We start from the raw sequence: 21854 nt of genomic DNA, 5'->3' as shown, positions 1-21854 counted from the left end.
CTTGGTGAGTGTGTTTTAGTCGACTTCATTCTATCAATTTGGGTATCTCTTTTTCTATACTTTGCATACAAAAAAAGTGTTGGAAGAAAATCGGAGATTTTCCACCAACACTAAATATTGTAGAACCTGTTTAGTTCGTTACGCAGATTACGATTTTGATTCATTTTCAACAACCCTTCCACTGAACTGAAAAGATTATTTCTGCGTAAGCAAAAAAAGACCGCTAGCCGCCGTCTCCCAAAAAACTCTGCTTGTCGCACCTTTTCAGGATCAGTTATACAAAAATTCATCTCAAATAAACCTCCCTTAGAAGCTTATTTTTATCCGTTTGGAAGATGAATTATCGTACAGGCGCTGCCATTTTGGCATCCCGTCCTTTCATGGTTGTTTCTCCTATAAAAAGCATAGCATGGAAAACAGCTGTTCTCAAGAAAAAGTAAGCGGTCCTGTTTTGGTGTTGTCGTCAGTTCTGCTACACTAAAGAAAAGACTAGGAAAAGGAGTGAGCTTCATGATTATCACTGATAAGTTGCTTCAAGAAGATATCCCCCAGTTTTGGGCTATCGACAAAGCTGTTTGGACTTGTGACAATACCCCGGCGCTTTTTCAATACGAGGATTTCGACCGCTATGCAGAAGGACTTTGGCGGCAGCAACTTTTGATAGCCAAAGACGAGAGCACCGGCGAGGTTTTGGGTTCTGTAAGCTATCACCACCCTTCCCCTCTGCCTGGACACAGCCGCCAATGGGAGTTGGGCATCAGCATTGCCCCTAAAGCGCAAGGGCAAGGCGTTGGTCGTCGCTTAATGGAGGAATTGATTCGCCGGGCCCCCGCAGAAAAAATCGGAAAAATATCATTGAAAGTCTTCACAACGAATCCAGGTGCCCGTACTTTTTACAAAAAGCTCGGCTTCGTGGACGAAGGTCTCCTGCAAAAAGAATTTTGGCTGGACGGTCGCTGGGTGGACGAATACCTTATGGCTTATTACATTGATGACACGCTCTCAGTCGAAACTTAAAAAAAACAACTCAGGCTCCCTACCGGTCAACTAAGGACCAAGGCGGGTTTCTGAGTTGTCTTTTTAGTTTTCTGTGTCTTTTTCTGCGGCTGTCTCTTTTTTTACTGCTGCTAAGAGTTTCACCATTTCAGGTGTCAGCGGGAATTTTTCCAGCATATCTGGTCGTCTGGTATAAGTACGTCGAAGAGATTCTTTTAGCCGCCATGTTTCAATTAGCTTGTGATTGCCGTTTAACAACACTTCCGGTACCGTCATGCCCTTGAACTCAGCAGGACGAGTATATTGGGGATGCTCCAACAAACCAGTAGAATGAGAATCAGTTTGTGCAGAGGTTTCATTCCCCAAAACTTCTGGTAATAAGCGGACAGTCGCATCAATCATAACCATCGCCCCCAGCTCGCCACCGGTCAAAACATAGTCTCCCAATGAAACTTCATCGGTCACCAATGTTCGAATGCGCTCGTCATAGCCTTCATAATGTCCGCAAATAAATACCAGGTGCTCTTCTTGAGAAAACTCTTCTGCTAGTTTCTGATCGAATTTCTTGCCTGCAGGATCCAACAAGATTACCCGCTTTTTGGTATCCGGGGTCTCAGCTTCAATCGCTTTGATATTGTCATAGATAGGCTGCACTTTCAAAAGCATCCCCGCACCGCCGCCATAGGGATAATCGTCGACAGTGTGGTGCTTATTGTCAGAGAAATCTCGAAAGTTGGAGACATTGATTTCCAGTAATTCTTTGTCCCGTGCTTTACCGATGATGGATTCTCCCATCGGGCCTTCAAACATCCGCGGGAACAGTGTCAATACATCAATCCGCATCGTCCAACAACCCTTCCGGAATTTCTACTGTCACAACTTCATTTTCCAAATCAATTTTTTTCACTACAGATTCGATATAAGGAATCAGCGCATCTTTTTGTCCTTTGCGCTGAACGACCCAAACATCATTGGCTCCTGGTGACAAAATTTCCTTAACCTTGCCAATAACCCTGCCGTCTTCTTCTATTACTGTTAACCCGATGATTTCATGGTAATAAAACTCATTTTCTTCAAGGTCCACCAAGTCTTCCTTCGAGACCTTCAAAATACCATCTCGAAACGGCTCCACATCATTGATATTAGGATAGCCTTCAAAAGTCAACAGATCAAAGTTTTTATGTTTGCGATGGCCGGCTACTGTCAGTTCTAAAGGTGCTTTATGCTCTCGGAACAACACGAGTGTAGCTCCTTTTTGATAACGCTCTTCAGGAAAATCCGTCTGGGAAATCACCCGCACTTCGCCACGGATTCCGTGAGTGTTGACGATTTTTCCTACATTTAAATACTCGGTCACGATGGACGCCTCCTTAGTTGATTCAACAGATCAGCTCTTTTCAGATCCGTTTTATTTTAGCATGTTGGCCGCACCTTGGCTACTTGACTTGTGGCAAATAGAGATCAATTCCTTGCGAGGTGGCTTCGATCATGACCGTCTTCGGCGCTTTTCGCAGACGCCACCCCCAATAAAAATCCCCGATACAAGAAGCCCCGTGGGTAATCAGCAGCAATCCCAGCCAAAAATAAACACCGAACACTGCCATAAGCACTCCACCAATCATAGATAATAGAACAAACGGTGCCAAAGTAATCCAAATAAACTGCCCTTTCGTGTAGCGACTTTTGGGACTAGTCACATGAGAAAAGCCATTTTTGACACCTCGTACCAACTTTTTCCCAGGCGCAAAGGCTTTGAAAAAAAGTGCGTGCACAGCTTCATGAAGCAGCGTGACTCCCAAGTAGCCGCCGAAAAACAGCAAAGCATCTGTCGCAAAAGCCAAATGCTTGATAGAAACTTGCAAGCGGTCTGTCAGCACCCACGCAGTCGCCAATAATAAGATAAACAATACCAATGCGCCCCAGTTTAGACGCAGGGCTGTCTTAGAACCTTCCAATAGGTTATATGATTTAAAAAGATACACTGATCTCATTCCTGTCTTTAATGAATTGCCGTTATTATATCATATCCTGCAAGTGTAACCGTGCATTTTCTGAAAATCATCAGAATATTGACGAAATTTTAAACCCCTACTTAAAATTCCTATGACACGAATGATAAGAGCCGCGAATTTCCTGCTTGAGCACCGGCAAAGTCGCTTCACCTTCATTCTTCCTCCTCACGCAATGCTCCCACACCGGACAGCAAAAAAACCGCCAGATTTTTCCGGCGGCTATGGGTAGCCGACCGCCAAAGGGAGGAGGCTGCCGGCACTCATTGGGAGAGGATAAATATGGAATAACCCTGATCGGCTTTCACCAATCGGACTGGGCTCGTTTTAAGGGGCGTCAGCGTAAAGCGCTGTGCCTTTGGTTTAGTGATTTTTGCTTTGAAGCGCAGGCTGCTGCTGCTATCACCGACAGCTTTAATTAGATATCGCCCACCACGCACATCAGCAATTACAAAGCGCCCAGTCTCGTCGGTCACAGCCGCCAACTGTTGGCCGTCACGTTGCACTGGAATTTTGCCATTTTTGGAATACAATGCAAATTGCAGTCCGTTGATTGGCTGACCTGCTTCATCTTGAATTACAAAAAGCAGCTCGTAGCGACGTCCTTTGATCAATACACCTCGCAACCAACGAGAAAATAGCCAAAGCAACAAGATAACAATCACGACTGCCCCACCGAGAATCAAAATCTGTTTCAGCTTACGATCATTGTCAGATTTGTTCAGTTCTTTTTTCATTTCCGGAACGTAGGGAATTCGATGCCCCCGTACTAACAGGCGATGAGAATTGATCATATACGGCGTACACGTCAGCAAGGTAACCAAGTCTTTCCCTGCTTCGATATGCAAATCTTCCGTTTCAGTCGGCTCGATGACCTTCAGCTGATCCACTTCATAGGCGTGGGTCTCATTATTGATCTCAATATAGAAATGGTCCCCTTCTTTGAGATCCGGCAGATCAGTAAACAGTTTGGCTTCTGGCAAGCCTCGATGACCAGAAATCACGCTGTGGGTATCTTTGCCTCCTGTTGGATACGAAGTTCCTTCCAGCAGTGACGTCCCTTTACTTAGAAACAGATCCGTCGTTTCATCAAAAATCGGCAGCTTGACGTTGATCTTCGGAATGCGAATAATTCCAATCGTATGGGTCTGGTAGTAGTCCGGTGTCGGTTCTTCTTTGACCTTCTTGCGGGCATCAGAAAAAGGATCTGCCCCGGGATTACTGCCTTCTTTGGCCAGTTTTTTATTCTTGGCCTCTTGCTCAGCTTTGACCTTTGCCAATGCTGCTTCATTTTCCTTGTTGGCCTTGTTTTGATAGTAGGTAATAATCTGCTGATCCAAAATCTCGTTGACCTTGTCACTGACAAATGGATATAGCAGCGCAATCACTCCAGCAACCAAGATAGCAATCATCAGAATATCGGTGATCAATCGTTTGGTATGTTTGGGTGCTTTATCCTTTTTTTGACTGCGTGTTTGGTTTGGCGTCTCATTACCGCCCTCATTTTGCAGATTTTGCGGCGGTTGTTGCTCCGAGTTTTTTTTTCGTCCCATCTTCTCAACCTTTTCTTTGATTCTATGTAGCAGGAGACGGCGGCAGCTAATCAAGCCGGCCACCGTCTCTGAGCATTTTTTACTTTTCTATCTCACTATTCTATTGAAACCACTCGCTTTAAGCAATTGTTACTAACGCTCACTTAAGCATCTTTCAATCAACCTTCGATATGACGGCGCCCTTTAGCAAAGTACACATACGCACCACCGATTGCTACAATACCGACTGCTACAAAAGCAACGATCCCCATGCCACCAGTTGAAGGAAGTGTGCCTTTGTGTTTGTTAACTACTGTATCAGCGATTGCTCCCTCACCATTGTAAGATCCTTCTCCAATTTCAAAGGACTGTGCTTCTGTCAGCAATACGTAACCATCGGGTGCTTTGACTTCTTCCAAGTAATAAGTGTCGTATGCCAGTCCAGTTACTTCAAGACGTCCCTCGTCATTTGAAGTGAATTCAGTCCCTTTAGACTTATCACTTTCCCATGAGATAGCCTTCGTTTCGGAATCGACGACAAGGTAGAACACTTCGCCATCTTTATCTTCTTTATACACTTTGAACACAGCGCCTGCCAAAGCTGTCTTACTATCACTATCTTGTTTTACAAACTTTTTACCACCTGTAGTAACGTTGATATCTTTTTCAGTAGTCAAACCACCTGTTTCAACTGTCACTTTATTATTAAATGTACCATCCGCAACTGCATCTTTGTTCAAGTACATTTCATAGGTAAAGACGAGTTCTTTTCCGGCAGGTGCTTTTGCCAAGCCAGTAGCTGTCAACTCAACTGTAAAAGTATTTCCTGCTTCTACAAGCTTATAATCAGTGTCCTTAGTAAAAAATGTCTCCCCGGCTGTCATAGTAGACTTGCCATCCGCATTCAAAGTCAATGCTGCATCATGCGTATCGGTCAGCACTAGTGAAGGGTAGCGGCGTTCACCATTAGCCAATATGTCTTGGAAGCCTTCTGGAATATTGAATTTGATTGTAAAGGTTGTTGCTTTGCCTACTTCGAAATCTGGTTTAGTTGTGGACTTATCGACAACAATCGTATCATTTATTACGCTAACTTCTACAGGCGCGGTTTTATCAGCCTCAATTTTAAAATCTTTCTCAGTTTCAGCTGTGATCATTCCAGCATTCTTTGGAGCTTGAACTTCGACCAAAGTGTAGTCGCCAACTTCCAGATTTTCAACTGTAAATGTCCCTTCACCCTCAGTTGTAAAGCGTTTTGCTGAGTCAATCTTATCCGTCCAAGTATACAATCCGCTCGTTTTGTCAAATGAAGCAATGTATTGAGTCGCATTGCTTACGGTACGCTTGATAACAAATTGTGCCCCATTCAATTCCTTACCATCTGCTGTTCCTTTTTTGGTAACGATTAAGCTACCCGGAGTTGAAACAACATTTTTAGGGTAGAGGTTAATTTCGCTTAATTCGGTATCAGTATAACTACCGTCTGGGTTCAATTGATAGACAGGGAAAGTGACAACCATGTTTGCTGCTGGGGTTACACCGGCTTTGGGTGACTCAACGATCAAATAGACCGCATCTTTACCGTCGCGCTTTTTATCAACTTTTTCAAAAGTTAGAGTTCCATTTGCATCTGTTGTTCCCGAAGCTATTGGACCATCAGTAGGTTTCCAATCTTGAATTTCTGCAACTGCGTCTGTAACTGTCTTTCCATCAGCACGCAATCTATAGAATTCTTCTGTAGCATCATATAATTTAAAATCAACATCTCCCAGACCTTGATATTGATCAAACTCAGTCATGACACCACCAGTGTTTTGGATAGTTGGATCTAATTCAGTGAGCATCTTCTTTTTGTGAAGTATCAAATTCGCTTGACCCGCTGCTAATTCTTCAGCGCTAGCTTTTGTAGCAAACCCGCCAAGTCCCAGTAAAAATGGTAATACCATAATTACCGATGCAATGATTCCCCATGCTCTATTTCTCGATTTCGATTTCATTTTCATTTCTCCTTTTTCCCTGCTTTTTTATTGTTCTGCCACAAGATGACCACTACCACAGCGATCAAGATGGCGCCTAACCAGATCATAGAATGATTAACCGTATCATTGGTTTTCGGATAACGAGCCGTTCGATGTGTTTTTGGCTGTTTCGGTTCTTTACCGGTATCCGGAGTTTTTGGTTTATTCGGTTCGTTCGGTTCATTTGGTTCACTTGGATCAGTCGGTGGCACCTCTGTTTGCAAGTTGACAACTTTTAACGGCAGGTCCCCGCTTTTTTGATAACTGTCAGCACTAACTGTGAAAGTGACAGGTTGATTACTCAATTGGTAGCCAGCGGGTGCTTTGACTTCTTGCAGGCTGTATTCCCCATAAGCTAATCCATTGATTTCAAAGGCTCCTTGGCTATCTGAAACAAGGGTTACCAGCTGATTATCCGCTGAATCTTCCGTCCATGCATAGCCGGCTTCGGTCTTAGTCAACAGCTGGTCTTTGTTATTCAAAACATGAAATTCAGCATTTTTCAAGCCGGTCGTTTGTTCTTTCAAATCAACTTTTTTGAATTTCATTCCGCCAGTTTCTACTTCGACTTTTCGTTCAATTGTCTCATGGTCGGTATCCAATTTGGCTATGTTCGTAAATAGGTCGGTTTTCGAAACTTCTGCGACAAGCTGCATCTCATAACTGACTGTCACAGTCTTACCGGCAAATGCACCGAGGGCTTTAATATCTGTAAAGTCAATTGTAAAGCCGTTTGCTCGTGTCGAGACATTGTACAGACCGGAAAGCTCGTTGCCTTCTTGTGTCAGTTTCAAACTATCTTTTTGATAATGCAAGGCAGAATCAGAATCATCCATGATCACAAACTTCTTATAATCCAAAATGTCCAAAGGTATTTCCGTGGTTACCTCGAAGGGAATGATATCGCCAAATTCATAACTTGCATTCTTGCCAATAACTTCTTTTTTGAAGTTCGGCTTTTCATGAGGAATCTCCTCGTTCTTCGGATAGAGATGAATCGTAGTCAGGGGTTGATTCTCTGACAAGTACACCGGCAATACAACCACCATATTTTTCGCTTTTTCCTTCACGACACTTGGCGCTTTTGCTTCGTGAAACAGATAAACAGCATCTCTGTTTTGAGAGTCTTTTGCAGGCAGCTGGAACTGAGCCGTACCTTCTTCCCCTGCAACAGTTTGTGTGACAGCCGTTGCTGCGGATGTTTCCAATTTGTCTTCAGACATATTGCTGAGAATATTTTGGGCATCTTCAACAGACTGCCCCTCTTTTCGCAAATGATAAAACTCCTCTGACACATCATAGGCTGCAAAAGTCACATCATTTAACCCGCGATATTCCTTCAACAAATCAGCATGTTCGCCTGTCGTATCACCAATATTTGGAAGATCTTCAGGTAGCTGACCATCTGGAAAGACGATTTTGTGAAGAATAAAGTCAACATTTTCTTCACCAGCTGCTTCTGCGCGTCCACCGGCAATCAGTAACGTTGGAATCACTAAGAGAGCAAATAACGCAATTTTCATCACTTTTTTCATTTATGCCACCCCCTGATCTTTACGACGAAGGAAGTAGATCCCCGCTGCTGTCACCGCAATGCCACCAGTCAGAAGAATCAGCCAGATACCCGAACCACCTGTCGCTGGGAGTGGGACTTTTGGCTTATTAACAACATTAAAGGAGATAGTGTTATTGCCTTCTGCATTGATCACAACCTTTAAATCATTATCAGAATCTCCCGAAACAGAAACATTACCATCTTCTTTGATGATGATTTTTACTGTTTTTCCTTTTACGTATCCTTCAGGAGCTTCAGTCTCAGTTAATTCATATTCTCCGGCTCTTAGCTTTTCAAATGTAAAGGATGTTCCATCATCATTAGATGACTCAGGCACTGGTGTATTACCGGTAGGATTAACCTGCTTCAGTTCAAATTTGGCACCGGATAAAGCTGTACTGTTTTCATCCACTTTATTTACAGTTAAATCAAAGTCCTTCAGACTATTTTTTACTTCCTTAGAGACGACTCCCTCGTTTAAAATAAATCCATCTTTAGTAGATAAGCTTCCGTCTTCTAGAACTGTAAACGTCCACGTTTCATCAGAAATTTGATAGCCTAAAGGAGCTTTTTCTTCTTTTACAAAGTACGTTCCAGGAGATAGTTTATATTCGAATTCAATATCTCCGCTATCATTAGTTTCCTTACTTTCAATGGGATCTTTCTCTCCATCATGATAAAGACCAAATTTGGCATTTGGAAGATTTTTACCAGCTTCATTAACTTTTTTGAGCTTCAAAGTGAGCTCTTGAAACTTGTTTTCAACTGTTAATGTCAATTTTCCATCAACATATGAGAAGCCATGGCCTTCAGTAAAAGTGACAGTACCATTTGGTAGCACGTTAAATTCATAATCAGCTTCAGTCTTTATATGTCCTGTTGGTGCAGTTAATTCTTTTACCACATATGAAGTATTTGCAACGAGTTTATATTCAGTCCCGTTGGTTTTAAACGCGCCTTTCCCAGTCTCATCAGAGATTACACTTGCTACGGCATCTTGACTATCCTTCACATACAGATTGAAAACAGCACCTTTAACGTTCCCACCTTCGATGTTACTGGTTTTCTGAATGTTTAGTGTTGATACTTTAGGATTTCCTCTTACTGCGGGAATTGCATAATGAATTTTATCCTTATTAGGATTATCTGTTCCATTCATTAGATATGTGGGGCCGTTTGCTAGATAAAATTTACCGTCACGATATTGTTCCTTTAACTCAACTTGATAAGTTATTCGTAAACCATCCTTTTTCCCCACAGAAATCCCTGAGCCTTCAATAGTTTTAGTTCTTTCATTAAAACTAATCTTCGCATTGGTTGCAGCATTATAGTCACCTGCTTGTAACCCCGCTAGTCCAGAGCTTGTCAGTTTAAGTCCTTCCGATTTCAGTGAACCCTTCACAAAACTTACGTATTCACTCAGAGGGTCTGCCAGGTTTGCACTTTGAATGGTTTTTGAAAGCGATGCGCCTAAACCTTTAAATAGTTGAGTCAACTGATCACTTTGTCCAGCTTCATAAACAGCTTTATTCTCTCCAACAATTGCTTTCAAAGTACTCTTAGCGCGCGCCTCAGCCTCATTCCCAGAGCTGTAGTTATATAAAACCGCCTCTCTAGCTATACCGTTAGCGTCCCAAATTTCTTTTAGCGTATTATTAATGTACTCGTTTGTGTAATTCGTTATTTCCGGACTTCCGTTGACTTGATCTTTATCAGCAGGAAAAATGTTTCCATCAGTATCTAGTGCAATGTTTGCTGTGCCATCACCGAAGAATAGCAAGTAATTTTTCCCAGGCTGATTTTTAGCTTGTTCTGTCAGTTGGTTAGTCGCAGAAATCAATCCCTGCTGAATGGGTGTGTAATTTGTTGCATATTGTGGATTGCTATTTCTTTTGAACCTATTTAAAGCAGTTTTAATGAGTTTACCATCTTTTGAAAAAGGAACTTTAATAACCGAATCCTTTTTTTTACTATCTGCTACTATCCCGTCATTGATGTCAGTACCAGAACTACGATAACCACCAAAGAAAACAGCACTTACATTTGCATTTATCCCTGTATCTTTTGTCACACTATCAACAAAATTAGTAATAGCACCATTTAGGGCATAGAAGTTCGAATTTCTATTATCAATATCCCCCATACTTATTGAAGCATCCAACACCAATGTGATATTAACAGTTGGGATTGGAAAAATATCATTTCCAATAGTTTCCAATGTGATATCAAATTGATTAGGATTACCAGGTACTTGGGTTACCCACTTTCTTAGTCCAGCATCACCATAGTCTAAAAAGCCATTACTGAAATTCTGATCTCCCGTTACAATCCCAGGTTTAACAGCTGTCGCGTTCTGGCTAGAATTTGGATCTTCATTTGATCCATAGTTATAATTCCGAACGTTCTCCCCATGATTTGAGGCATCATTAAACTCCGGATAGCTCCCATTAGAATCAGTTCTATACTTAAATTCTTTGCCTTGATTTTTCATGCCGGTAGTTATCCCAGGCTCAGTAGATCCAATACTGTTTTCTGGATTACTTGCTCTTGTAACATCATTCGCTTGAATATTGTATAGCGGTTCTGAAAATGTTTTTAATTCATTTGAATTCCCAGTTTTGCCTTCAGTCATAGTAGCTGATTTCGCTGGATTAGATGATTTCTCTGAGGATTCTTGATTACTTGAATTACTATTTTCATCTATTTCTGGTTTTTCTGGGTCCACAGGTTGTTGAATCGTTTCCTCTGGATTTTCCGTACCTGTAGCTGCCTGATTGTCATCTGTCGTTTGGACTGGAGCAAGATTAAAAATTGTGGCTGGAATTTGCCCCAGAGTGTTCTCCCCTTCCTGACCAACTTTAACCAGATTAGGACTAAATTTCATTTCTTTAAAATTCGCTGCTGTTTCAAATGTCAGCTTTGCAGACCCTAAATTTGTGCCTTCTTTAGATTCTGAGATGCGATTGCTCGCTTGATTACTTTCATCTAATACGTTAGAAAATGCTAAATTTGAATTTTCTTCATTTTCTGTCTGGATATTTTCTGGAATCACAGGATTTCCGTCGGCTGTCAGCTCAACTGAGAATCGCGTTCGTTGCTCATTATCACTCTTTTTCAGAACAACAGTCCATTTAATTTTGTTTTCATTGATCCGTGAATAACTAGCTGTACTTTGTACGTAATCATTCTTTTGAAACAGTTCTTTTTCAGTTTCTTGCTGAGTAATTGCTACAACAGAGATACCGCTCAGCGCCCCGATTAAAGTTTGTGTAAGTAACACAAATAGTGCTGAAACTAACAAAAACTTTTTTCGATTTTTTCCCACACTTATTCCCCCTTTTATACAATTTCCCTAGCATGTGCAATATTACTTTAGATTATAATAAAACACAAAAAAGGCTTGTTTTTAAAAAACGTTTTTTCACATTTTGATACAAAAAACGCAGTTCATGATAAACAGAGAAAATGTTTTTTTTAATATTTTTTTCTTTCTAGATTAATCTATAGTCATGACTTTTCTTATCCTAAAAACCATTATATATCGGTAAATTTTTAGCTAATTTAGATGTTTTAGAATAGACTACGGGTTATTCTATAAACATCCATTTCATTTTTTCTCATTATTTTTTGACTAATAGAAAAAAATCATTATTTTATTTTTTAATCAAATTCCTTCAATTATATTTAAAATAAAAAAACAGAAAACCTTAAATTTTTAAGGTTTTCTGTAACTTTAAAAAAATATTCTAATTCAATGGGTAGTAGAAACCGCCATTTGTACTGCTGCCAATGGTTCCTGATTGGTGACTGTGTACACAATCTCATCTTTCTGCCAAATCACACTAACTGCATCATATTCTTCATTAGCCAAATCAATAGTAATCATCCCCACTGATTTTGGTACCGGCAAAAAGGCTTTTTCCAGGTATTCGACGACTTCTTTGGCAGTGGGAACGGGATCTTGTCCTTCTACATTGCTGGCTCGAACGGTGAGCGCCCAATTGCCTTCTTTCCAGTTGAGGTAAGAAGAGCCTGCTGCACCTTGCATATAACCGGCGATATTGTGTCCGAGATCGACCTTTTTACCGCCGTCGTCATAGACATAATTGACCGCATCTTTGGCCTGTCCGACAGTTTGATAGGTGGTCTTCTTGAAAGACGCAAAGGGTTTCTCATGGTTGAGGTCCTTGTGATTCATGATCAGCGGCTGGTCCATCGCATAATACAGAATACTAAAATTATCTTTATCGCCGGTACTGGCAATATTCAGATAGCTGCCGCCAGCATGAGGAATCGCAGAAGGCATGACGACGTCTGCAAAGTGCTGCTTTAGCTCCTTGAATGCATCCGGTGTGGCATTGGCAGCTGAGCTCTCTTCTGAAGACTTGCTGGAACTGGCGGTACTTGACTTACCAGAACTTGTTGTCGTAGAGCTGGTGGTGCTGCTAGCTGTCGCCATGTCACTGCTTGTTTTTTCAGTAGTCTGCTTCGTGGAGCCGGTAGCTTGGGATTTGGTCGTTTCTGTCGCTGAACTCGCGGAAGACTTCGCGGTTTCCCCTGGATGACCACAGGCGGACAAGAGGAGCACCCCTATTAATAAAAAAACACTCTTTTTCATTACCCTTCACCTCGTTTTCTTTATTTAAGGGTAATCCTTACAAGAAAAAAAGACAAATAGAATGCGCTTCTTACAAGAGTTCCCCAAACCAGTCACCAACAGTGTGGATGGTCTGTTTCACAAAATTACCAGCTTGTGTCAGCCACTGCTGCAAATTCCCTTCAGTGGTTACTGTGTTGAACCAGTTGCTCAAATCGTCACGATAGATCCAAATTAAAAACAGTGCAAAAGCAATGCCGATTAGTCGCCACAAAAATGAGCCAACTTTAATGATACCGATGATAATAGCCAGAATAACGATTACTGCGATAATCTGTTCCATGAGCTCACTTCCTCTTTTTTACTGAGACTCGCTGTCTTCACTAATTATCTCGTAAAAAGCTGCGGCTTTCATGGGTCCTAAGACTGAAAATCAGCAGGTAAGCTGAACAGGATCGCCTCAGGAAGCTTTTTCTCAACAAAAAACCGGGGGATCAAATTAGATCGCCCAGTCCATAAAGTACTTTATCCAAAACATGCTTGGTGGTAGTCGAAACATCTGTCATAAAGCTCATCAAGCCATCCCCAGCCACCGATTGGCTGAACCAAGTCACGATATCTTCTTTATACAACCAGATCAGCAGGATTGCGGCAACCAATCCTATCATACGCCATAAAAATTTCGCATACTTCATCACTGCCACCAGTGCACAGACGATGAGGATGACCAAAACAACAGTTAACATCCGTTATCCCCCTTATTCTCCAGAACCTTTCACTTGCAACAGAAGCGCCCGCAATTCCCCAATCGACGCAGGTTTCCTAAATCTTTTCCTAGATTACCACAAGTCGCGACTGAGTAAAACAGCTCTTCAAGACTATGAGAAATTTCTCGGCGTTTTTTGCGGATTTTCAAGTATTCCTTGGCAACCCGATAGGCTGAGAAGTTGTAGTTGGATAAGAATCTGATAACAAAAAAACACCGCTTTCCGAAGAAGAGCGGTGTTCATTAGTATTATTTGCCGTCAAGGATATTCAGACGAACCTTTTTGGGGCCGTCTGTCCGCACACCGTAAACAATTGTCCGAATGGCTTTCGCGACCCGACCTTGTTTGCCAATGATGCGACCAATATCTTCCGGCGCGACGGTCAAGTTATACTCGAAAAATTCATCGGATTCGACGATTTCCAGGTTCACTTGATCCGGTTCAGTAACCAGCGGACGTACGATCGTCAAGACTAAATCTCTTAAATCAGTCATAGGCCGGCACCTTATTTCGTAAACTTAGCTTCGTGATGTTTTTTCATAACGCCTTGTTGAGACAAGATGTTACGAACTGTGTCAGAAGGTTGCGCACCTTTAGACAACCAATCCAAAACCAGATCTTCTTTAATCACGACTTCTGCTGGGTTAACCAACGGGTTGTAGGTCCCTACAGTTTCGATGAATCGTCCATCACGAGGAGAACGAGAATCTGCTACGACGATACGGTAAAAAGGTTTCTTTTTAGAACCCATACGTTTCAAACGGATTTTTACTGCCATTACTTACACCTCCATATAATTTTCTCACAATGGGTAGTTTATCAGGTTTTCACGACGGTGTAAAGAGTTTTTTCTTTACAGGTAAAAAAAGCGGCTTTGATTTAGAATTTATTGCCTTGCAACTCCAACAAAAATTATCATTTATCGATAAATAATTATTGACGAAAATAAAATGACTAGCTATCCTTAAAGATATAAGGAACTAAATTTCTGCTTAACTTTCAATCGTTTCATCTAAAAATCCAGGTACTGAAAGGAAGATCCTCATGAAGAAAAAACGGATTATTCGTCTGTCAAAGGTCCTCTCTCTTCTGTTATTCGTTTTATTGGCACTTGCTTGCTTGGTGCTATTACTAGGAATTGGCAGCCTTTTTGTCAAAAATAGCAGTTTTAACGTCCAGCGGCCCCACTCGCAGGGTATCGTCTTTTTTCATGCGTCTTTTGGCCCGCTCCGTGAGGGTAGTGTCGAAACCAACAAAATCGCTAATCTACTTGCACTTATTCTTACACTTCCTCCTTGGATGGCTCTGTATTACCAAGCGGGTTCTTATTTTGCTTTGCTTTCAGAAGGAGCCTCCCCTTTTGCTGCTCCACTAATCAAAAAAATGCGCCAAGTGAATCTACTCCTATATGTTGCTGATCTTCTGCCATTGTTGGTCTGGCCGCTGATTTATTGGTTGTTTACCGGCGGCTTGGACATCTCCCTCGTCTTATCAAATACACTGTTTATGGCGATTGTGCTAACTATTCTAATCGAAATCTTCCGCTATGGCGCCGATCTGCAGCAGGAAGTCGAAGAAACAGTCTAGGAGGGAAAAGTTATGATTATCTCTCGTCTGGATCGAATGATGGCTGATCGCAAAATCAGCCTGAACGAACTTTCGCAGCAAGTAGGGATCACCAATGTCAATTTATCAAAGCTCAAGAACGGCCACGTCCATGCGGTGCGCTTCTCTACATTAGATGCCATTTGTCGGGTATTGGACTGCCAACCAGGAGATATCCTGGAATATGTTCCTGATTCGCCTATTAATGAAGAAAAATAAATCTTCATTGACCCCAGTTAGGCATATCTTTTGTTTTTTTACTCCAATCTCGATAGAATTTAGTTATAATGTAAAGCTTTTTGTTTAAATATAAACACATAGGAGGAACCATTTATGACAAAGAAAATCGGTTTTATCGTCGGTAGCCTGCGCACTGCTTCTTATAATAAAAAAGTAGCAGAAAAATTTGCAGAACTGTTACCTGCAGGATTTGAAGCAGAATTTATCGAAATTGGTAATCTGCCTTTATACAACGAAGATCTGGATGCAGAAAACAATGTACCGGTGGAATGGCAAGCATTTCGTGACCAAGTAGCTCCGCTGGATGGGATTTTCTTCTTCACCCCTGAATACAATCGTTCGGTTCCAGCTGCACTGAAAAATGCGTTGGATGTGGGTTCTCGCCCATATGGTGCCAGCGTCTGGGGCGGCAAACCAGCCTTGGTGGTCTCCGTTTCTCCAGGTGGTATCGGTGGATTTGGTGCCAACCATCATTTACGCCAATCTCTTGTTTTCTTGGATATGCCAACTTTACAACAGCCGGAAGCCTATATCGGCGGTATCGTTAATTTGGTAGATGAAAACGGTGTAATTGCAGAAGGTACCGTTAACTTCTTCCGCACAATCATTACAAAATATGTTGATTTTTACAACAAGCTGAAAGCATAAGCTAGATAAAAAAAGCGGAGACACAGCTCATTTCTAAGTGACAGCAAGAAAATCCCTCAACTTAGTAAACAAGAAACTAGTGGTGTTAGCGTCCGTCGAATAACTATTGCCAAGCGAAAAGACAAGCAATTTTCCATGCTTTGATGGAAAGCTGCTTGTCTTTTACTTATAGTGCACCTTTGCTAAGTTATCGTTAGAGAACTGGTGACAGGAAGGCTGTCATCGTCCTTTATTATTCTTGTATTACGTTTGCTGCAGCCCGCAGTAAATCCCCTGTCAAATCCAATGAATACTCCCAGAACATCAATCCTCGCAGCTCCTCTGTCATTACATATTCCGCTTTTTCCTTCATCGAACGTTCGTCGTCAAAAGACATGAACTGCTCCCCATCAAAATAATACGGCGCATGGGCTTCTTCATCCCAATAAAGGTTTTCCGGATGGGCGTCAAACAGAGGTTTCAATTGATTGTAGTTGTTGGTCTCGCCACCAGCTGCCTGCGCTTTGGCTCCTACAGGATGCTGGGTATCTGCGAAGCCTCGCCAGATACGACTGTAAAATGCGCAGCCGATAATAATTTTCTCATTTGGAATATTTTTTGCCCGCAGATTTTCTACCGCTTCCATAACGCTCAATTCTTGACCTTGATAGGGAGCTAAGTTGGTATGGTGACCGGCGATTTTAGTGAAACTCCCCCGCATGTCATAAGTCATCACATTGACAAAATCCAGATAGTCAATATATTCATACTTTTCGTTAGGGCTCATGGTATCCAAAAGCGGTTTGGCTGCTCCGATAGCTGCTGTCAAAAGATAGCTGCGCCCATTGTTTGCCGTCAACTCGTTTAACTTTTCCCGTAGCTCTTTGACAAAGCTCAAAAAATTAGCGGCATCCCCCGGTGATGCTTTGATGCCCGCCAGATCCATTCCCGGGTACTCCCAATCCAGGTCGATACCGTCAAAATCATAGCGTTCCATGTAGGCGATTAAGTTTTTAATCAATTCGTGACGATTTTCAGCAGTCGCCACTCCATCAGAAAAACCATCGGCACTCCAACCGCCAATACTGATACAGCTGCGCAAATGAGGATGTTCTTGTTTTAATTCATTAACCAGGTGAATCTTTTTCAATTCGCGGACGATTTCCAACTCGATGATGTTTGCAAAGGCATAGTTGATGATCGTCAGTTTTTCTGCTGCAATGTCTTCTTTCTCCCATACTTTGTTGTCGTCTAAATAAGCAATAATTTCTTTCATAAATCCTCCAATAAAATCGGCCATGCCATTTTTTTAAGCGATTACATTTTCACTTTAAAGAAATGCGAGTTCTTCCTCAATATGTAAAAGTTGATCGACTGTGTGGGATTTTTTTTGGCACTAGGCTGCTGCATTGACTACTCAATACGTCTATTCTCTAAATAAAAAAGCAGCATAAAGAGCGGCCTCTTTTACACTGCTTTAAAAAACTTTCGAAATATCAAATCCTGAACTTAATCCATAACCAATTGTCTTTAGCCACTAGCAGTTATTACTGCCTATCTGCTATCCTCGGCCTTTCAAAGCGCGCTTTTCCAAATGGGCTTGCCATTTTTCTGAGCAGAATCGTCTGATCTGACCAAAGAACAACAACACTGTCGCAATCGTTGCGGCAATCACAAGTACAAGAATAGTCGTGCGGATGGCACTTCCTAATGGGTAGCGCCACACCACTTCACTGTCGCTGTCTTGCAATAAGTTTGAATAGAGATATGTGTTCCAGACAGGATTGAAGACCGTCAACATATAAAAGCTTGAGTAGAAAGTCATCACAAACCAAATTGGCCAACGAGATTCGGGATACAATAAAAATTCACCATCATGTTCTAAAGACAATGTCTGATATTTTCGATAGGCCCAGACTAAACACAATAGTGCAACAAAAACCATTATAATTCCTAACAGCCAGTTTCCCGAATTTTTCCCGATATCAAAGGGAAGCATCTGCTGATACCCAAAAATTATATCCTCTGAACTATAGTCAATCCCGTGGCGCATCATACTGATTAGATCCGCCACTTGAGAAAAACCTTGTGGTAGATAAATTAAGGTCCACATAAAGACAACATAGGTCAATGGTCCGAAGACTAAGTTACCTACCATCGTCCCCATAAAGCAGCTGATCAAAAAAGCAAACAGGCACGTCATGAAGCTGGTTCCCATTGAGATGAACAGCTCGCCCCAGCTGGCATTCATATACGGTGCCGGAATTCCTAATTTCACGGTGACTACTAGAAGCAGACTGCCGACAAGAAAGGCCGCAAGTACCGGGAGCCCGACATAAAACAGCTTTCCTAAAAAAAGCTGACGCCGGCTAACCGGCAAGCTGAACAAAAACCGATTGAAGGCCGTCTTCTGATCGATAAAAAACAAGAGGAAACCACTGATTGCGATGAGAGTGACAATGACAATTCCTGTATTTGCCAAGTATTGACTGTAATAATCGTCCTGGGAGTCGTATTTTCCTGAAGCCATCTTTTTGAGTCGTTCATGAGGTCCTTCATTCCCGTACCCTGCTTGAAAAAAATAGGAAGCAAGCTCGACTGACTCATCGAAAGTCAATGTCACTTCTTTGATATTTCCTTTGTCATCACTGTAAGAATAACTCTCGGGATATTCCTGAAATTCTTTTTTATGTTCCTCGCTACGAAGCCAGTTTTGATTTTGATGCCAATTATGGACTGCCGAAAAACTCATCAAACAGAAATACCCTAAAACGAGAACCAGCATAGCAATTAGCGCTTTGCCATAGCGCTTCATATAGATTTCTTTGACCATTTTTTTCACTTCCTTCTATTGAATAAAACCTTCCCTGCTGAGATTGGCTTCAAACAGATCTTCCAAAGACAATGGCAATTCTTCCATCAGCAGTGGGTCCTGTTCTCGAAGTGCCGCAGCTAAATCTGGTGTAAAACGTTCAAAAACAGCCGTAATCACTCGGCCTTGAAGCGTAAGCAGTTTGGAGTTTTCCTTGACGACATCTGGTATTTTCTTGGTTTTGAAAACCAACTGCAGCTTACGAGCATTTTCTCGCATCGACTCCAGACGATAGTCGCGAATGATGGTTTTGCCCTTCAATAGTAGGGCGCGATCAATAATATCTTCCAGCTCTTTTAAATTGTGAGAAGCAATCAGTGCACAGCGACCATGTTCACCAGCAATATGTCCCAACAACATACCGATGACCTTTTTTCGAATAATAACATCCAGCCCATCAAAAGGTTCATCCAATAGCAGATACTTTGCGCTAGAAGAAATCGCCAAAATCATCTGGTAGAGTCCTTGCATCCCTTTAGACATTCGACGATAGCTCAAATGATCCGGCAACTGGTTTTCCTTCATCAGTTGCAGATAAAGATCTTGATTAAACATAGGGTATGCTGCGCGATAAAAGCTGTTGATTTTTTTCAAATTATAGGTTTTCAAAAAGTTGTCCAGCTCATCAATATAAAAAATCTCACCTTTTTTGGAAACCTCATGATAGATGGAAACATCGTCAATGAGGATATCGCCGGCTTCTGGCAGGTAATCACCAGCTAGAGTACGAAAAAGAGTGGTCTTCCCCGAGCCGTTACGACCGATAAGCCCGACGATTTCGTTGTCGTACAACTCGAAGTTAATTTGATTGATGATGATTCGATCATCCATCTGCTTTCTGAGATTGTTTACTTTCATTGCACCATCCCTCCCAAAGTTTCATAGCTGTCTCGAATCCAGCTGGTCATTTCCTTTTCAGTCACTTGAGAATGGATGGCTTCCACGATCAGTTCTGCAAAGTTTTCTTTGACTTGCCGAATCTTGAATTCATCCCGCGGCTGATCACTAACTTTATTGACAAAAGTTCCTTTGCCTTTAATTGTGACCAACACCTGCTCAGACTCCAACACTTTATAAGCCTTACTGACTGTATTCGGATTCATTAAGAGAATTTTTGCCATCTCTCTGACAGAAGGCAGCCGGTCGCCGGCATTTAAGACACCTTGTAAGACTTCTTCTTTCACCGCCAGAACCAGTTGCTCATAATAAGGCTTACTGGATCGTTTATCGATTGTCACCATCGGCTTGCTCCTTTCTTCAACTGTTCTACGTGTACTACTATACACAGTACACAAAAAAGCTGCAATCTTTTTTGAGAAAAGTTTGTTAGACTATAGAAAACCACCCGAGGAGGAGAACTGAAATGACGGAAAAGAAACGCTGCCGCTGGGGAACTGCCAGTGAAAAAATGATGAGCTATCATGATGAGATCTGGGGGGTGCCGGAATTTGACGATCAGAAATTATTTACCAAGCTAATCTTAGACATGAATCAAGCTGGTTTGAGTTGGAACACGATTTTAAACAAATGGGAAAGCTTTGAGAGCGCCTATGATGGCTTTTCAATCGAAAAGGTGGCAGCTTTTACGCCGGAAAAAGTGGCCGCGTTGATGGAAGATCCCGGCATCATTCGCAATCGTCGTAAAATTGAAGCCGCTGTTAACAATGCCCAAAAGGTTTTACAACTCCAAGCAGAATTCGGTAGCTTCAGCAATTATCTCTGGAAATTTGCTGGTGGTCAGCCACAGGTCAACTATTGGGAAACCGAAGCTGACGTACCCGCCAATAGCCCCTTATCCGATGCTATCAGCAAAGATTTAAAACGCCGCGGCTTCAAATTTATTGGAACAACCATCATCTACGCCTTTTTGCAGGCAGTCGGTATCATCAATGACCATACGATTGACTGTTTTCGCCACGATGAATTGCTGACAAGTTGGGCGCATTCACAAAATACTGAACAATTCCTGCCAAAATCGTAAATCTCCTTGCAGCTTTACGATTTTCACTGAGGATAGCAGCATTGGCTGTTACAATAAAAGAAAAAAACGAGGACAAGACATGATTAAATTAGTCATAACCGATTTGGATGGCACCTTCTTGGATCCTAACAGTCGTTTCGATGAAGTCTATTACCAAAAAGTTCGTGAACTTATGCAAAAGCAGCAGGTAGCATTTGCCCCTTGCACAGGAAAGCAAAGTGAACGAGTCGAAGAACTGTTTGCGAACGTTGGCTCAGATGACCTGTGGATCTTAGGTGACAGCGCCAGCCGCATTAAGCACAACGGCCAGTTTGTCTATGAATCGCTTCTTTCCAATCAGACGGCACTGGTCATCATCGCCAAGCTACGCGCCTTGCATCAAGATTACGGGATCATCGCGCGAACAGACCAGACAGCTTACATCGCTGCCGACACTCCAGAAAACTGCCGAGAAAAAATTCGAGGTTCCTACACCAATGTGACTGAAATCAAAGACTATCAAGAAATTACGGATGATTTTGTCAAAATTACACTCTTTGATCCTTATGAGCGGGCTTTTGAAATTCGGCCACAGTTAGCGGAATTTGATGATCGGGCCTACATCGTTGCATCAGAAGCGGCCTGGATTGATATCACAAATCACCAGGTTCATAAGGGAACCACGGTTGCCAAACTACAAGAAATCCTAGGAGTTACCTCGGCAGAAACGATGGTTTTTGGTGACGGCTACAACGACCTCGAATTGATGACCTGTGGCAAGTTCAGCTTTGCCATGCGTAATGGTTTTCCCGAGACTCAGGCTGTCGCCCGCTACATCTGTGGTAGCAATGCAGAGAACGCCGTATTGACAACAATCGAACAAATTTTGTCACTGCAAGACTGAACTAAAAGCGGCCAATTGCCACTTTCCCGCAGGAACGGATAAACAATCAAAAACAAAATGGTGACCGGCCAACAGTTCAGTATCTTAAACAAGGCAATCGTTATGTCTTACTCCGTATCTGAAGTTTTTTAGTCATGAAAAGACGGCTATCTTCCATTGAAATTATTGGAAG

Annotated in this window: 22 protein-coding genes; 6 read left to right on the top strand and 16 right to left on the bottom strand. The window is 42.0% G+C overall.

Features of this window, described 5'->3' with window-relative positions; translation table 11 throughout:
• The first annotated feature begins 510 nt into the window (after positions 1-510).
• Entirely contained in the window at positions 511-1017 is a 507-nt protein-coding gene (locus ACOMA8_RS09255; protein WP_421370231.1) for a GNAT family N-acetyltransferase, read from the top strand.
• A 63-nt stretch (positions 1018-1080) separates the two neighbouring features.
• Here ACOMA8_RS09255 and trmD read toward each other — a convergent pair whose 3' ends face one another.
• From trmD to rpsP, 12 genes are all read right to left on the bottom strand, one after another.
• Complete coding sequence (trmD, locus tag ACOMA8_RS09250; protein WP_421370229.1) at positions 1081-1839, bottom strand: tRNA (guanosine(37)-N1)-methyltransferase TrmD; 759 nt, start codon at positions 1837-1839, stop codon at positions 1081-1083.
• On the bottom strand, positions 1829-2353 hold the full coding sequence (rimM, locus tag ACOMA8_RS09245; protein WP_421370228.1) for a ribosome maturation factor RimM: 525 nt from the start codon (positions 2351-2353) through the stop codon (positions 1829-1831). Before rimM ends, trmD begins: the two co-directional genes overlap by 11 nt.
• A 79-nt stretch (positions 2354-2432) precedes the next feature.
• On the bottom strand, positions 2433-2978 hold the full coding sequence (locus ACOMA8_RS09240; RefSeq protein WP_421370226.1) for a DUF3267 domain-containing protein: 546 nt from the start codon (positions 2976-2978) through the stop codon (positions 2433-2435).
• Positions 2979-3268: 290 nt separating this feature from the next.
• Positions 3269-4558: a class C sortase gene (locus ACOMA8_RS09235; RefSeq protein WP_421370224.1), complete on the bottom strand. Its 1290-nt coding sequence runs from the start codon at positions 4556-4558 to the stop codon at positions 3269-3271.
• A 158-nt stretch (positions 4559-4716) separates the two neighbouring features.
• Entirely contained in the window at positions 4717-6534 is a 1818-nt protein-coding gene (locus tag ACOMA8_RS09230) for a SpaH/EbpB family LPXTG-anchored major pilin (RefSeq protein ID WP_421370222.1), read from the bottom strand.
• Positions 6535-6536: 2 nt separating this feature from the next.
• Positions 6537-8090 (bottom strand): SpaH/EbpB family LPXTG-anchored major pilin, encoded by a 1554-nt coding sequence (locus ACOMA8_RS09225; protein ID WP_421370220.1) that lies wholly within the window; start codon positions 8088-8090, stop codon positions 6537-6539.
• Positions 8091-11435: a SpaA isopeptide-forming pilin-related protein gene (locus tag ACOMA8_RS09220; RefSeq protein ID WP_421370218.1), complete on the bottom strand. Its 3345-nt coding sequence runs from the start codon at positions 11433-11435 to the stop codon at positions 8091-8093. It lies immediately after the preceding gene.
• A gap of 426 nt (positions 11436-11861) precedes the next feature.
• Positions 11862-12728 (bottom strand): hypothetical protein, encoded by an 867-nt coding sequence (locus ACOMA8_RS09215; protein WP_421370216.1) that lies wholly within the window; start codon positions 12726-12728, stop codon positions 11862-11864.
• 70 nt (positions 12729-12798) lie between these two features.
• A complete protein-coding gene (locus tag ACOMA8_RS09210; RefSeq protein WP_421370215.1) occupies positions 12799-13050 on the bottom strand; it encodes a hypothetical protein in 252 nt (83 codons plus the stop codon).
• A 151-nt stretch (positions 13051-13201) separates the two neighbouring features.
• On the bottom strand, positions 13202-13453 hold the full coding sequence (locus tag ACOMA8_RS09205) for a hypothetical protein (RefSeq protein WP_161900126.1): 252 nt from the start codon (positions 13451-13453) through the stop codon (positions 13202-13204).
• A 269-nt stretch (positions 13454-13722) separates the two neighbouring features.
• Complete coding sequence (locus ACOMA8_RS09200; RefSeq protein WP_161900127.1) at positions 13723-13968, bottom strand: KH domain-containing protein; 246 nt, start codon at positions 13966-13968, stop codon at positions 13723-13725.
• Between the two features lie 11 nt (positions 13969-13979).
• Positions 13980-14252 carry a 30S ribosomal protein S16 gene (rpsP, locus tag ACOMA8_RS09195; RefSeq protein WP_161869595.1) on the bottom strand — a complete coding sequence of 91 codons (273 nt, stop codon included), beginning with the start codon at positions 14250-14252 and terminating at the stop codon, positions 13980-13982.
• A gap of 266 nt (positions 14253-14518) precedes the next feature.
• Here rpsP and ACOMA8_RS09190 point away from each other — a divergent pair, with 266 nt between their 5' ends.
• The 3 genes from ACOMA8_RS09190 (at position 14519) to ACOMA8_RS09180 (ending at position 15967) form a co-directional block, all read left to right on the top strand.
• Positions 14519-15061, top strand: coding sequence for a hypothetical protein (locus ACOMA8_RS09190; RefSeq protein WP_421370212.1), 543 nt, complete (start codon positions 14519-14521; stop codon positions 15059-15061).
• A gap of 12 nt (positions 15062-15073) precedes the next feature.
• A complete protein-coding gene (locus ACOMA8_RS09185) occupies positions 15074-15298 on the top strand; it encodes a helix-turn-helix domain-containing protein (RefSeq protein ID WP_421370210.1) in 225 nt (74 codons plus the stop codon).
• 114 nt (positions 15299-15412) lie between these two features.
• Positions 15413-15967, top strand: coding sequence for an NADPH-dependent FMN reductase (locus ACOMA8_RS09180; protein WP_161900130.1), 555 nt, complete (start codon positions 15413-15415; stop codon positions 15965-15967).
• A gap of 232 nt (positions 15968-16199) precedes the next feature.
• On the opposite strand, the gene ACOMA8_RS09175 is transcribed toward ACOMA8_RS09180, so the two are convergent.
• The 4 genes from ACOMA8_RS09175 to ACOMA8_RS09160 form a co-directional block, all read right to left on the bottom strand.
• A complete protein-coding gene (locus ACOMA8_RS09175) occupies positions 16200-17222 on the bottom strand; it encodes a glycoside hydrolase family 18 protein (RefSeq protein WP_421370208.1) in 1023 nt (340 codons plus the stop codon).
• Between the two features lie 285 nt (positions 17223-17507).
• Positions 17508-18779, bottom strand: a complete 1272-nt coding sequence (locus tag ACOMA8_RS09170; RefSeq protein ID WP_421370206.1) for a hypothetical protein — start codon at positions 18777-18779, stop codon at positions 17508-17510.
• Positions 18780-18794: 15 nt separating this feature from the next.
• Positions 18795-19676 carry an ATP-binding cassette domain-containing protein gene (locus ACOMA8_RS09165; RefSeq protein WP_421370204.1) on the bottom strand — a complete coding sequence of 294 codons (882 nt, stop codon included), beginning with the start codon at positions 19674-19676 and terminating at the stop codon, positions 18795-18797.
• Entirely contained in the window at positions 19673-20059 is a 387-nt protein-coding gene (locus ACOMA8_RS09160) for a GntR family transcriptional regulator (RefSeq protein WP_421370202.1), read from the bottom strand. The genes ACOMA8_RS09165 and ACOMA8_RS09160 overlap by 4 nt, the downstream gene beginning before the upstream one ends.
• A gap of 122 nt (positions 20060-20181) precedes the next feature.
• Between ACOMA8_RS09160 and ACOMA8_RS09155 the strand changes: the two genes are divergently transcribed.
• Together ACOMA8_RS09155 and ACOMA8_RS09150 are read left to right on the top strand one after the other, a co-directional pair.
• Entirely contained in the window at positions 20182-20799 is a 618-nt protein-coding gene (locus ACOMA8_RS09155; protein ID WP_421370200.1) for a DNA-3-methyladenine glycosylase I, read from the top strand.
• A 79-nt stretch (positions 20800-20878) separates the two neighbouring features.
• On the top strand, positions 20879-21682 hold the full coding sequence (locus tag ACOMA8_RS09150) for an HAD-IIB family hydrolase (protein ID WP_421370198.1): 804 nt from the start codon (positions 20879-20881) through the stop codon (positions 21680-21682).
• Positions 21683-21854: the final 172 nt, after the last annotated feature.

Source organism: Enterococcus infantis (assembly GCF_049166715.1).
Lineage (GTDB): Bacteria > Bacillota > Bacilli > Lactobacillales > Enterococcaceae > Enterococcus_C > Enterococcus_C leclercqii.
Note: the sequence above shows the minus strand (reverse complement) of the source record. Positions and strands in the feature narration are given on the sequence as shown.